This is a genomic window from Geothrix terrae (assembly GCF_022808775.1).
In the GTDB taxonomy this organism is placed as follows: Bacteria; Acidobacteriota; Holophagae; order Holophagales; family Holophagaceae; genus Geothrix; species Geothrix terrae.
In genome coordinates this window covers 415,030-427,064 of sequence record NZ_JAKZLA010000001.1, presented here as the reverse complement: position 1 = coordinate 427,064, position 12,035 = coordinate 415,030, and the positions used below count along the sequence as shown (strand labels likewise).

The 12,035-nt window shown below is 67.5% G+C and carries 9 protein-coding genes and 2 tRNA genes; 10 read left to right on the top strand and 1 reads right to left on the bottom strand.

Going from position 1 to position 12,035, the window contains the following annotated elements:
- Window positions 1–129 precede the first annotated feature (129 nt).
- Window positions 130–205: transfer RNA gene (locus MLE42_RS02010), tRNA-Ile, on the top strand.
- Window positions 206–248: 43 nt separating this feature from the next.
- On the opposite strand, the gene MLE42_RS02005 is transcribed toward MLE42_RS02010, so the two are convergent.
- Window positions 249–965: a FadR/GntR family transcriptional regulator gene (locus tag MLE42_RS02005; protein ID WP_243286203.1), complete on the bottom strand. Its 717-nt coding sequence runs from the start codon at window positions 963–965 to the stop codon at window positions 249–251.
- A gap of 161 nt (window positions 966–1,126) precedes the next feature.
- On the opposite strand from MLE42_RS02005, the gene MLE42_RS02000 reads away from it, so the two are divergent.
- The 9 genes from MLE42_RS02000 to dinB all read left to right on the top strand — a co-directional run bounded on the left by MLE42_RS02000 (window position 1,127) and on the right by dinB (window position 12,034).
- The gene (locus tag MLE42_RS02000; RefSeq protein ID WP_243286202.1) at window positions 1,127–2,884 is read left to right on the top strand and encodes an L-lactate permease; all 1,758 of its coding nucleotides are present in this window, start codon (window positions 1,127–1,129) and stop codon (window positions 2,882–2,884) included.
- 96 nt (window positions 2,885–2,980) lie between these two features.
- The gene (locus MLE42_RS01995) at window positions 2,981–5,836 is read left to right on the top strand and encodes an FAD-binding and (Fe-S)-binding domain-containing protein (RefSeq protein WP_243286201.1); all 2,856 of its coding nucleotides are present in this window, start codon (window positions 2,981–2,983) and stop codon (window positions 5,834–5,836) included.
- On the top strand, window positions 5,833–6,579 hold the full coding sequence (locus MLE42_RS16255; protein ID WP_243286200.1) for a (Fe-S)-binding protein: 747 nt from the start codon (window positions 5,833–5,835) through the stop codon (window positions 6,577–6,579). Before MLE42_RS01995 ends, MLE42_RS16255 begins: the two co-directional genes overlap by 4 nt.
- A complete protein-coding gene (locus tag MLE42_RS01985) occupies window positions 6,569–8,002 on the top strand; it encodes a LutB/LldF family L-lactate oxidation iron-sulfur protein (protein WP_243286199.1) in 1,434 nt (477 codons plus the stop codon). Before MLE42_RS16255 ends, MLE42_RS01985 begins: the two co-directional genes overlap by 11 nt.
- The gene (locus tag MLE42_RS01980) at window positions 7,995–8,657 is read left to right on the top strand and encodes a LutC/YkgG family protein (RefSeq protein ID WP_243286198.1); all 663 of its coding nucleotides are present in this window, start codon (window positions 7,995–7,997) and stop codon (window positions 8,655–8,657) included. Before MLE42_RS01985 ends, MLE42_RS01980 begins: the two co-directional genes overlap by 8 nt.
- Before the next feature lie 36 nt (window positions 8,658–8,693).
- Window positions 8,694–8,770, top strand: a tRNA-Met gene (locus MLE42_RS01975).
- 508 nt (window positions 8,771–9,278) lie between these two features.
- On the top strand, window positions 9,279–10,265 hold the full coding sequence (locus MLE42_RS01970; RefSeq protein ID WP_243286197.1) for an aldo/keto reductase: 987 nt from the start codon (window positions 9,279–9,281) through the stop codon (window positions 10,263–10,265).
- A gap of 130 nt (window positions 10,266–10,395) precedes the next feature.
- A complete protein-coding gene (locus MLE42_RS01965; RefSeq protein WP_243286196.1) occupies window positions 10,396–10,821 on the top strand; it encodes a nuclear transport factor 2 family protein in 426 nt (141 codons plus the stop codon).
- A gap of 46 nt (window positions 10,822–10,867) precedes the next feature.
- The gene (gene dinB / locus MLE42_RS01960; RefSeq protein WP_243286195.1) at window positions 10,868–12,034 is read left to right on the top strand and encodes a DNA polymerase IV; all 1,167 of its coding nucleotides are present in this window, start codon (window positions 10,868–10,870) and stop codon (window positions 12,032–12,034) included.
- Window position 12,035 lies beyond the last annotated feature (1 nt).

Here is a 12,035-nt window from a genome sequence, read left to right as displayed (position 1 = left end):
ATGGCGTGGTGAACAAAGGGTTCATGCTACCAGCCATTCTCCATCCTCATTCCCCGCCCTGGCCCGTGCCCACTCTTGTCGCGGTCCGTGCCGTCCGTGGGCTGTCTCCGCGTTTGCTACACTGGCCCCGGCCCTGTAGCTCAGCGGTCAGAGCTGGCGGCTCATAACCGCTTGGTCGTGGGTTCGAACCCCACCGGGGCCACCATCTGCGCGCGCCGCCCTCGCGGCCCGCGCAGGCGGCGCCAGGCTCAGACGATCCACTTCCTCAACTCGCCTTCCGCGAAGGTCAGGTGCGCCAGCATGGCTTCAGAGGCCTTCTGGGGCGAACCCGAACGGATGGCCTGCAGGATCTCCGAGTGCTGGTCGATGATCCTCTGCGCGTTCTGGACGTTGTCCTGGTACAGCTGGCGGCGCGCCACGGAGTTGGCCTTGGCGAACTCTTCGGACACTGTCTTGAAGAGCTTGATCAGAAGGCTGTTGTGGGTGGCCTCGGCCACCGCGTAGTGGAAGGCGGCGTCGAACTCCTCGCCCTTCTCCGAGTCCTGGAGGTTGAGCCGCTCCCGCATGTTCGCCAGCATGGATTCGATCTGATCGAGCTCTTCGAAGGTGGCCCGCTGGGCGGCCAGGCTGGCCGTGGCGGTCTCGAAGATCCGACGCATCTCGAACATGTCCAGGAGCGAGTTGCGCTCCACCGCGAGGAACATGGCCAGGGGGCGGATGATGTCGTCGGTCTCGGTGCCCCGGACGAAGGTGCCCTCGCCAGGCCGGATGTCGATGATGCCGAGCATCTCCAGCGTCCGGATGGCCTCGCGCACGGAGGCCCGGCTGACCTGGAACCGGTCGGCCAGGTCCCGCTCGGCGAGCAGCTTATCGCCAGGCTTCAGCTTCCCCTCGGCGATGAGGTGCTTGATCTGGTCCACGATCTCTTCGTAGAGGCGCTTGGTCTTGATGGGGGTGAGTTCCATACTCATATCATCCTAAGTGACGAAAAGCGAATGAGATGCGAAATGTGATCAAAAACCGGGTTCTTGCGTATGGTCTGACCACTAGACCCATTGTAGGCTTCTGCCAGGTTCTTTACCAAAACTCTACCTTTTCATCCCCTACCCCCTTTTCAGGAGGCAGCATGACTCCCTGGACTCAAGTCTATTCCCCGGTAGCGGGGAATATCTTCCTCTCCGCCCTGGTGGCCGCGCTGCCGGTCTTCGTATTGCTAGGCTTCCTCGCCAAGCATGTGAAGGCTCACTACTCAGCCATCCTCGGCCTCCTCACCTGTTACGTGGTGGCCGTCCTCGTCTACAGGATGCCGGCGGGCATGGCGGGCATGGCCGCGGTGCACGGCGCCCTCTACGGCCTGCTCCCCATCGGCTGGATCGTGCTCAACGCCATCTTCATCTATGACATCACGGTGAAATCCGGCGATTTCGAAGTGGTGAAGCACTCCATCGCCGGCCTGGCGGCCGACCGGCGCATCCAGGCCCTGCTGATCGCCTTCAGCTTCGGCGCCTTCATCGAGGGCGCGGCCGGCTTCGGCACGCCCGTGGCGATCTCCGCGGCCATGCTGATCGGCCTGGGCTTCCGACCCCTCCAGGCCGCCGGCATCGCCCTCATCGGCAACACGGCCCCGGTGGCCTACGGCGCCCTGGGCAGCCCACTCCTCGCCCTCGCTGGCGTGACCGGCCTGCCGCTCGAGATGCTGAGCGCCGCCGCGGGACGCATCCTGCCCTTCTTCTCCCTGATCGTGCCGTTCTGGATCATCTGGACCATGGCGGGGCGCAAGGCGATGCTGGAAGTCTGGCCGGCCTGCCTCGTGGCTGGCGGCAGCTTCGCCATCACCCAGTTCCTTGTGAGCAACTTCCACGGCCCCTGGCTGGTGGACATCATCGGCGCCATCGTCTCCATGGTCGCCCTGGTCCTGTTCCTCAAGGTCTGGCAGCCCAAGACCATCTGGCGCTATGAGCACGAGCGCGAGGAAGCCCACGAGTCCGGCCCGAGCCACGGCACCGGCAAGGTCGTGAAGGCCTGGATGCCCTGGGTGTTCCTGTCCCTCTTCGTGTTCGCCTGGGGCACCCCCCACGTGAAGACCTTCCTCAACGGCGGCACCAAGGACAAGCCGAACTTCCTCTACGGCTACACCGTCAAGAACATCGAGATCCCCCTGCTCCACAACAATGTCCAGAAGGCCCCCCCCGTCGTGGCCAAGGTCTCCAAGGAGCCCGCCGTCTGGACCTTCAACTGGCTCTCCCTCACCGGCACCAGCCTCCTCCTCGCCGGCATCTGCAGCGGCCTGCTGGCCGGTTTCGGCCCCGTGGAACTGCTCAAGATCTTCGGCAAGACGGTCGCCCGCGTGAAGATCTCCCTGCTCACCATCGCGGCCATGCTGGCCCTGGGCTTCACCTCCAAGGCGGCGGGTCTCGACGCCACCATGGGCCTGGCCTTCGCCAGCACCGGCGTCCTCTTCCCCTTCTTCAGCGCCATGCTGGGCTGGCTGGGCGTGGCCCTGACCGGCAGCGACACCTCCTCCAACGTGCTGTTCGGCGGCCTCCAGAAGATCACCGCCCAGCAGTTGGGCCTGAACCCCATCCTCACCGCCGCGGCCAACACCACCGGCGGCGTCATGGGCAAGATGATCGACGCCCAGAGCCTCGTGGTGGCCTCCGTCGCCACCAACCAGCAGGGCGAGGAAGGCACCATCCTCCGCTACGTGTTCTTCCACAGCCTGGCCCTGGCGGCCATGGTCGGCGTCGTGATCTTCCTCTACGCGAAGGTGCTGCCCGCCAACTGGATGCCCCAGCTGCCTCCGGCCCCTGCCGCCGTGACCGCGCCTGCTCCGGCGGCCCCGGCCGCTCCGGCCACCCTGCCCGCCCCCGCCCCTGCCAAGTAGGCCGGGCGGCATCTTGACGTAAGACCCGGGTCCCGCCGCGCCCAGCAGGCCGGCGGGACCTTTTTCCGCGATACCCCGACCCAGAGGATGTTTCTCATGAGTACCGCCACCGCCACTTCCCTGAGGGATTCCCTCGTCTCCATCGTCGGGCCGGACCGCGTGCTCGACCGCCCCGTGGACCTGATCGCCTTCGCCGCCGACGCGAGCTTCTACCGTCTCATCCCCAAGGCGGTGGTCTTCGCGGCCGATGTGGAAGAGGTCAAGTCCCTGTTCCGCGTCAGCCACGAAACCCGCACCCCCATGACGTTCCGGGCGGCGGGCACCAGCCTCTCCGGCCAGTCCGTCTCCGACGGCATCCTGGTGGAGGTAGCCCGCAACTGGCGGGGCATCCAGGTGTTGGAAGGCGGCGCCAAGGTGAAGGTGCAGCCCGGCGTCATCGGCGCCCACGTCAACCACGCCCTGCGGATGTTCCGCGCGAAGATGGGCCCCGATCCGGCCTCCATCAACACCTGCACAGTGGGCGGCATCCTCAACAACAACTCCAGCGGCATGTGCTGCGGCGTGGTGCAGAACGCCTACCACACGCTGGAGTCCCTGACCTTCGTGCTTCCCTCCGGCACGGTGATCGACACGGCCGCGCCCGATGCCGACCAACGCTTCCGCGAGGCTGAGCCGGCCCTGACCGAGGGGCTGCTGAAGCTGAAGGCCGAGATCGAGGCGAACCGCCCCCTGGCCGACCGGATCCGGGCCAAGTACAAGATGAAGAACACCACGGGCTACTCCCTCAACGCCTTCATCGACTTCGACCGGCCCGTGGACATCTTCCGGAACGTACTGGTGGGTTCCGAGGGCACCCTGGCCTTCATCGCCGAGGCCGTGCTGAACACCGTTCCAGATCTTCCGGTCAAGGTGACGGGCTTCCTGATCTTCCCCGACCTCCATGCCGCCTGCGCGGCCATCGTCCCCCTGCGCGACGCCGGCGCCGCCGCCCTGGAGCTGCTGGACCGTGCCTCGCTCCGCTCCGTGGAGAACCAGGCCGGCGTGCCCCCCACCATCAAGACCCTGCCCGAGGGCGCCGCCGCCCTCCTGGTCGAGTTCCAGGGCAAGGACGAATCCGCCCGCGCCGAACTTGAGCGCCTGGCCCTGGACGCTGCCGCCCACCTGACGCTGCTGGAGCCCGCCCGCTTCACCCACGATCCTGTGGAGCAGGCCCTCATGTGGAAGATCCGCTCCGGCACCTTCCCCTCCGTGGGCGCGGTCCGCCAGCGGGGCACCACGGTCCTCATCGAGGATGTGGCCTTCCCCATCGAGAAGCTCGCCGACGCCGCCGTGGACCTCACAAAGCTCTTCGCCAAGCACCGCTACGACGAGGCCATCCTCTTCGGCCACGCCAAGGACGGCAACCTGCACTTCGTCATCACCCAGTCCTTCAACGACCAGACCGCCGTGGACCGCTACTCGGCCCTCATCGACGACGTGGTGGAACTGGTGGTCAAGAAGTACGATGGCGCGCTCAAGGCTGAACACGGCACGGGCCGCAACATGGCGCCCTTCGTGGAGGCCGAGTGGGGCCCCGAGGCCAAGGGCGTCATGGAGAAGCTCAAAAACCTGGTGGACCCCGAGCGCCTGCTGAACCCCGGAGTCATCCTCAACGCCGATCCCCACTGCCACCTGTCCAACCTCAAGCCCATGCCCGGCGTAGAGGAGGAAGTCGACAAGTGCATCGAGTGCGGCTACTGCGAGCCCAAGTGCCCCAGCCGCGAGCTGACCCTCACGCCCCGGCAGCGCATCGTGGTGCGCCGCGAGATGGCCCGCCTGGAGGGCAACCGCGAGAATCCCGCCCTGCTCTCCTCGCTCCAGGAGGCCTTCCCCTACATGGCGCTGGACACCTGCGCGACCGACGGCCTCTGCGCCACGGCCTGCCCCGTGGGCATCGACACCGGCCAGCTCACCAAGCGCTTCCGCCGCGCCAGCCACAGCCGCCGCGCCCAGAAGATCGCCCTCTCCGTGGCTCGCAACTTCGCCACCGTGGAGCCGGCCATGCGCCTGGCGCTCCGCTCCGGCCACCTGGTGCAGAGCATCTTCGGTCCCAAGGCCATGCCATTCATCACCCGGATCATGAAGGCCTTCGGCGCCTCCCACCAGTGGAGCCCGGAGATGCCCAAGCCGGCCAAGGCGCCCCTGCCCTCCACGTCCCTGGAAGGGGCGCAGGCCATCTACTTCCCCGCCTGCCTCTCCCGCATGATGGGCCACCTGCCCGGCGAGCCCGAGGAGATGAGCCTGGTGGAGGCCCTGGTGAAGGTGTCCCAGCGGGCCGGCTACCCGGTCCACATCCCCTTCGACGTGGAGGGGATCTGCTGCGGGGTGCCCTTCAGCTCCAAAGGCTACGACGAGGCCCACCGCTACACGATCAACCGCACCATCGAGAAGTTCTGGGAGTGGAGCCAGCAGGGCCGCCTGGCCATCGTCATGGACACCAGCCCCTGCACCTATGGCGTGCTCACCAGCCGCGGCTACCTCACGCCCGAGAACCAGGCGAAGTTCGACAAGTTGAAGATCCTCGACAGCCCATCCTTTGCCAATGATGTGCTGCTGCCCCGCCTGCGCGTGACGAAGAAGGTCGACTCAGTGGTCCTCCACCCGGTCTGCTCCATCACCAAGATGAACCTCCTGCCCAAGCTGGAGGGCGTCGCCAAGGCCTGCTCAGAGAAGGTCGTGGTGCCCCGGGACGCGGGCTGCTGCGGCTTCGCCGGGGATCGCGGCTTCACTCATGCGGAGCTGACCGCCTCGGCCACCAAGCACGAGGCGCGGGAGGTGAAGGCCCAGTCCTTCGACGGCTACTACGCCAGCAGCCGAACCTGCGAGGTGGGCATGACCCGGTCCACGGGCCAGGTGTATCGTAGCTTCCTGTACCTTCTCGAATCCGCCACCCGACCGGAGGCCTCCAAGTGAACGGTACCAAGCCCAAGAGGGTCTACTTCTACGGCACCTGCCTGGTGGACCTGTTCTTCCCGGATGCCGGCATGGCCGGCATCCAGCTCCTGCGCCGGGCGGGCGTGGAGGTCGTCTTCCCCGACGGCCAGACCTGCTGCGGCCAGCCCGCCTTCAACTGCGGCTACTTCGAGGAGGCCCGGGACGTGGCCCGGACCCAGGTGGCCCTCTTCCCCGAGGACCTGCCCGTCATCCTGCCCTCCGGCAGCTGCGCGGGGATGATGAAGGTCCACTACCCTGAGCTGTTCCATGGCCAGCCGGATGAGGCCAAGGTCCGCGCCTTCAGTGCCCGGGTCTATGAACTGACCCAGTTCCTGGTGGACGTGCTGGACGTGAAGCTCAAGGACCTGGGCGAGCCGGTGAAGGTCACCTGGCACAGCTCCTGCCATGCCGTTCGCGACCTGGGCCTGAAGGGCGAGCCCCAGGCCCTCATCGGCCAGCTTGCGAACGTGGAGCTGGCGCCTCTTGCCCGGGAATACGAGTGCTGCGGCTTCGGCGGCACCTTCGCCGTGCGCCATCCGGAAATCTCCGGGGCCATGGTCGCGGACAAGATCGCCGATGCCACCGCCACGGGGGCCTCCGTCGTCCTGTCCACGGACGGTGGCTGCCTGATGAACGTGAATGGCGCGCTGGAGGCCAAACGCAGCCAGCTCAAGGTCCAGCACATCGCCGAATTCCTGTGGGAGCGCACCCGTGCACGCTGAGAACGAAGTCCACTTCCGCGATGCCGCCGCAAAGGCTCTGCTGGATCCCCAGCTCCGGGCCAACTTCCGCCGGGCCATGGACGGCCTCATCGCCAAGCGCAAGGCGCAGTTCCCCGATCCGCGGGACCTGCAGGACCTGCGCGACCTCAGCACGGCCATCCGCTCCCGCAGCCTCCTCTGCCTGCCGGAGCTGCTCGAGCAGCTGGAGGCCAGCTGCGCCAAGAACGGCATCAAGGTTCACTGGGCCGAGACCTGCGAGCAGGCCAATGAGCTGATCCTGGGCCTGCTCGAGGCCCGCGGTGCCAAGACCATGGTCAAGGGCAAGAGCATGGTCTCCGAAGAGATGCACCTCAACGCCTTCCTGGAGAAGCACGGCATCGAGGCGCTGGAGTCCGACCTGGGAGAGTACATCATCCAGCAGGACGGCGAGACGCCGAGCCACATCATCATGCCGGCCATCCACAAGAACAAGGACCAGATCGCCCGGCAGTTCAGCCAGAAGATCAAGGACGCGAAGTACACCGAGGACGTGGACGAGCTCACGGCCATGGCCCGCAAGGTACTGCGCGAGAAGTTCCTGAACGCCGACGCCGGCCTCTCCGGCGTGAACTTCGCCGTGGCGGAGACGGGGACGCTGTGCCTCGTGGAGAACGAAGGCAACGGTCGCATGAGCACCCACGTTCCGCCCATCCACATCGCCGTCATGGGCCTGGAGAAGGTGGTGGCTCGGCTGGAGGACGCGGCGCCGCTCTATTCCATCCTCACCCGCTCGGCCACGGGCCAGGCCGTGAGCACCTACTTCAACCTCATCACCGGCCCCCGGGGCGAGGGCGAGAAGGACGGACCTCAGGAAGTGCACCTGGTCATCCTGGACAACGGCCGGTCGCGGATCTATGCGGATCCACAGCTCCGGGCCACCCTGCGCTGCATCCGCTGCGGCGCCTGCATGAACCACTGCCCCGTCTACACCCGCGTGGGCGGCCACGCCTACGAGGCCATCTATCCCGGCCCCATCGGCAAGATCCTCACCCCGCAGATGGAAGGCGTGGGTGTCCGCCATGACCTCATCCACGGCTCCAGCTTGTGCGGAGCCTGCGGCGAGGTCTGTCCCGTGGAGATCCCCATCCCCGAGATCCTGGTTCGCCTGCGCCGGGAAGCCACCCACGAGGACCTGGGTTCGAAGGTGGCTGGCAAGGGCACGGGCCGCACGGCCACCGAGGACTGGGCCTGGCGTCTGTGGGCCGGCGTGATCAAGCGCCCGGGCCTGTACCGGGTGGCCACATGGTTTGCCACACGCTTCGGGAAGGCCCTGCCCGCCAACGCGCCCCTGATCAAGAACTGGACCCAGTCCCGCACCAAACCCGTTCCGGCCCGCCGCTCGCTGAGCGAGCGCATGCGCGCCGAGGGAGTCCCCCATGAATGATCCCCGCACCGCCATTCTCGGCCGCCTCCGCGCCTCTGGCGATTCCGGCCCCCTGCCCGACCTCGACACCGCCGTCCTCGAGCGCCGGCAGTGGCCCGCGGCCCAGCGCCCCGCCCAGCTCCGCAAGGGCATGGAAGCGGTCCACACGGAGTTCCTGGAAGCCACCCCTGCGGACTGGCCCGCCGTCATCCGTAGCTTCTGCGAACGCGAAGGCCTGAAGAACCTGCTCTATGGCCCCACCAGCGAGGCCGGGTCCGCCCTGGCTGCCGCCTGGCCCGCCGGCGGGCCGGCGCTGAAGCCCTACGACCGCCCCGTGGAGACCTTCAAGGAGGAGCTTTTCAACGGCGTGGATGCCGGCTTCACGGGCACCGTGGGCGGCGTGGCCGAGACGGGCGGCCTCCTGCTGATGCCCGGGCCCGCGGAACCGCGGCTCATGTCCCTGGTGCCGCCCATCCACATCGCCCTGCTGCGCGCCTCCACCATCCACGACACCTTCTGGTCCGCCGTGAAGGCCCTGGGCTGGGGCCGTGCCCTCCCTCCCAACGCCCTGATGATCTCCGGCCCCAGCAAGACCGCCGACATCGAGCAGACCCTCGCCTACGGCGTCCACGGCCCCAAGCGCCTCATCGTGGTGCTCGTGGACGATCAGGCGTAGACGCAAGCCCACCCTCGCGCTAGACTGCTCCTTCATGGCTGGGTAGCTCAGGTGGTTAGAGCGAGGGTCTCATAATCCCTAGGTCGGCAGTTCGAGTCTGCCTCCAGCCACCACTCAAAACACCGGAGCCGCGCGGCTCCGGTGTTTTTGTATGCCCACCGCAGCCGGCAGACTCGAACTGCCGAGAAACAGCGGCGGCCCAGTAGGCCGCAGCGAGCAAGACCCCAGCGGGGCCTGCGCAGCGTCCGCGGCCGGGGCCAGCCGCTGGCCAGTTCGAGTCTGCCTCCTTCGGGCCACGCGGACGTGGCCCGAAGTCTTACGCCAGCCACCACCAAGAAGATCGGAGCCACGGCTCCGATCTTCTTCTGTACGCCCGGCAGTGGAAGCAGACTCGGACTGCCGAGAAAGTGTGGCGGGCCGGTAGGGGCCAGGTGGAGACGCCCCAGCGGGGCGTCGGAGCCGTCGGCCCAGGGCCCAGCCACACGCCAGTTCGAGTCTGCCCAATGGATTCAGCCATCTGAGGTTTGAGCCATTCACGCCTCTGCAACCTTCACGAAAACGCTGAGAGCTCCCCACAGGCGGATAATGGCTCCGCAAGGCTCCCCTACCCCGGAGGTCCCCATGAAGACCCGCACCCTCGGCCACTCCGATCTGACCGTCTCCGCCCTTGGCCTCGGCTGCATGGGCATGAGCGAGTTCTACAAGGGCGCCACGGAGGCGGAATCCGTGGCCACCATCCACCACGCGCTGGACTGCGGTCTCAACTTCCTCGACACCGCCGACATGTACGGCCCCTTCAAGAACGAGGAGCTGGTGGGACGGGCCATCAAGGGCCGCCGCGACCAGGTGGTGCTTGCCACCAAGTTCGGCAACGTCCGGGGCGAGGATGGCAGCTTCCGGGGCGTGAGCGGCCGGCCCGACTACGTGCGGGCCTGCTGCGATGCCTCCCTCAAGCGCCTGGGCGTGGCCCACATCGACCTCTACTACCAGCACCGGGTGGATCGCACCGTGCCCATCGAAGAGACCGTTGGGGCCATGGCCGACCTCGTGAAAGCCGGCAAGGTGCGCTTCCTCGGCCTGTCAGAGGCCGCCCCGGCCACCATCCGCCGCGCCCACGCCGTCCATCCCATCACCGCCCTCCAGACCGAATACTCGCTGTGGAGCCGGGATCCCGAGGACGAGATCCTCCCCAGCGTCCGGGATCTGGGCGTCTCCTTCGTCGCCTACAGCCCGCTGGGCCGCGGCTTCCTCACGGCCCGCTTCCGCACGCTGGAGGATCTCCCGGAAGGGGACTACCGCCGCAACGCACCCCGCTTCCAGGGGGAGAACTTCCAGAAGAACCTCGACCTGGTGGCGAAGATCGAGGGACTCGCGCACCAGAAGGGCGTGAAGGCCTCTCAGCTGGCCCTGGCCTGGGTGCTGGCCCAGGGGAGGGACATCGTGCCCATCCCGGGCACCACCCTGCGCAGCCACCTGGATGAGAATCTGGCCGCCTTGGAGATCCTGCTCACCCCCGAGGAGCTGGCCGAAATCGATGCCGTGGCGCCGAAGGGGGTCGCGGCCGGGCCGCGGTACCCGGAAGCCACCATGGCCCAGCTGAACGGGTGAGATTGGATCGCCCCGGGAACCAAATGGGACTCAACCTCATCGTTGGAATGCGGGTCTATTCCGTCCACCGGAGGACACCATGCCACGGGGCGCTTTGAAATCATCCTTGCTGCTTGTCGGAACCTTGGGCATGACCGAGGCGCCCGAGGACTCGACCCCCGCCCCCGCGGCGCTTTCCCTCAGGCCCACTCCGCGGACGGATGGCATCGCGTCTGTGGTCCAGCAGTGGGCCGCGGCCTGGCTCGACGGAAACACAGAGGCGATGTACGCCTGCCTCCATCCCTCGCTGGCCAAGCACATCCTGGGGATGGAGGCCGCCTCCAGCCGGGAGGCCCTTCAGCGGCTCATCGGTGTCCAATCGCTGCTCGGAAAGGCGGTCCGGGGCCAGTTTTCCGAGGGCGACGTGAAGATCCTGGACATCCAGGGCCGCAGCGGAAGTGCCCGGATGGATCTGGGCCCGTGGACGGCCTTCATCCACTTGGCGGCCCATCATGAAGGCTGGGCCATCGCGAACGTGCTCTGGGAATGGCGGAGCGGAGCCGCGCCCCGACGCTGACGGGTCACGTTGGTCAACCGGGGGCGATCCCGCCACACTGGATCGCATGGCTGAGACCCGGCTTCCCATCGCCAGACGCATCGCCCACCTGGACATGGATGCCTTCTTCGCCTCGGTGGAGCTCCTCGAGCATCCTGAGCTGAAAGGCCTTCCCGTGGTGGTGGGGGGCCGGCGGGCCGTGGCCGCCGAGGAGCGCGGATTCCCAAAGTTGAAGGACTACGCAGGCCGGGGCGTGGTCACCACCGCCACGTACGAAGCCCGGGCCTTCGGGGTGCGCAGCGGGATGGGGCTCATGAAGGCGGCCGCGCTGGCCCCGGAGGCGATCCTGCTGCCCGCGCACTTCGAGGCCTATGCCCGGGCTTCCCGGGCCTTCAAGGCCGCCGTGGCGGAGGTGGCACCCCTCATCGAGGACCGCGGAATCGATGAGATCTACATTGATCTGACCGAGGTTCCAGGCGACCCGCTGGAGCTGGCCCGGCGGCTCAAGACGGCCGTCCGGCAGGCCACCGGCCTCACGTGCTCCATCGGGATCACCCCGAACAAGCTGCTGTCCAAGCTGGCCTCCGAACTCCAGAAGCCCGATGGCATCACCCTCCTCGGATACGACGACATTCCCACGCGCATCTGGCCTCTGCCCTGCTCTGCCGTCAACGGCATCGGCCCCAAAGCCACCGCGAAGCTGGAGGGCCTTGGCATCCGCACCATCGGCGAGCTCGCGAAGGCCGATCCCACGTGGCTGGTGGAACACTTCGGGCAGAGCTATGGGGTCTGGCTCCACCAGGCCGCGAACGGCCGGGACGACCGCCCCCTGGCGATCCTGCGGGAGCCCAAATCCATCAGCCGGGAGACCACCTTCGAGCGGGACCTCCATCCCAGGCTGGATCGGGACGCGCTCTCCCGCATCCTGTGCGACCTCTGCGAGCGGCTCGCCGGCGATCTCGGCCGCAAGGGCTACCTGGCCCAGAACGTTGGCATCAAGCTGCGGTTCGAGGATTTCACCACCGTCACCCGCGACCACACCCTGCCGCATCCCGTGGCCGATGCGGCCGCCCTGCTGGAGGCCGCCCGGGGCAACCTCCGCCGTGTGGCCCTGGACCGCAGGCTGAGGCTGCTGGGCGTCCGCGCCGGCGCGCTGGTCAAGCCTGGCCAGTACGCGGTTCCGGAACCAGACCGTCCGGCCACGCCGGGGCTTTTCGATGCGCTCGAACCATGAG

Bases quoted from the DNA above. Each gene is read 5' to 3' on its own strand.
- MLE42_RS01980 (WP_243286198.1), top strand. From the start codon at position 7,995: ATGAATGATCCCCGCACCGCCATTCTCGGCCGCCTCCGCGCCTCTGGC.
- MLE42_RS01965 (WP_243286196.1), top strand. From the start codon at position 10,396: ATGACCGAGGCGCCCGAGGACTCGACCCCCGCCCCCGCGGCGCTTTCC.
- MLE42_RS02000 (WP_243286202.1), top strand. From the start codon at position 1,127: ATGACTCCCTGGACTCAAGTCTATTCCCCGGTAGCGGGGAATATCTTC.
- MLE42_RS01970 (WP_243286197.1), top strand. From the start codon at position 9,279: ATGAAGACCCGCACCCTCGGCCACTCCGATCTGACCGTCTCCGCCCTT.
- dinB (WP_243286195.1), top strand. From the start codon at position 10,868: ATGGCTGAGACCCGGCTTCCCATCGCCAGACGCATCGCCCACCTGGAC.
- MLE42_RS02005 (WP_243286203.1), bottom strand. From the start codon at position 965: ATGGAACTCACCCCCATCAAGACCAAGCGCCTCTACGAAGAGATCGTG.
- MLE42_RS01995 (WP_243286201.1), top strand. From the start codon at position 2,981: ATGAGTACCGCCACCGCCACTTCCCTGAGGGATTCCCTCGTCTCCATC.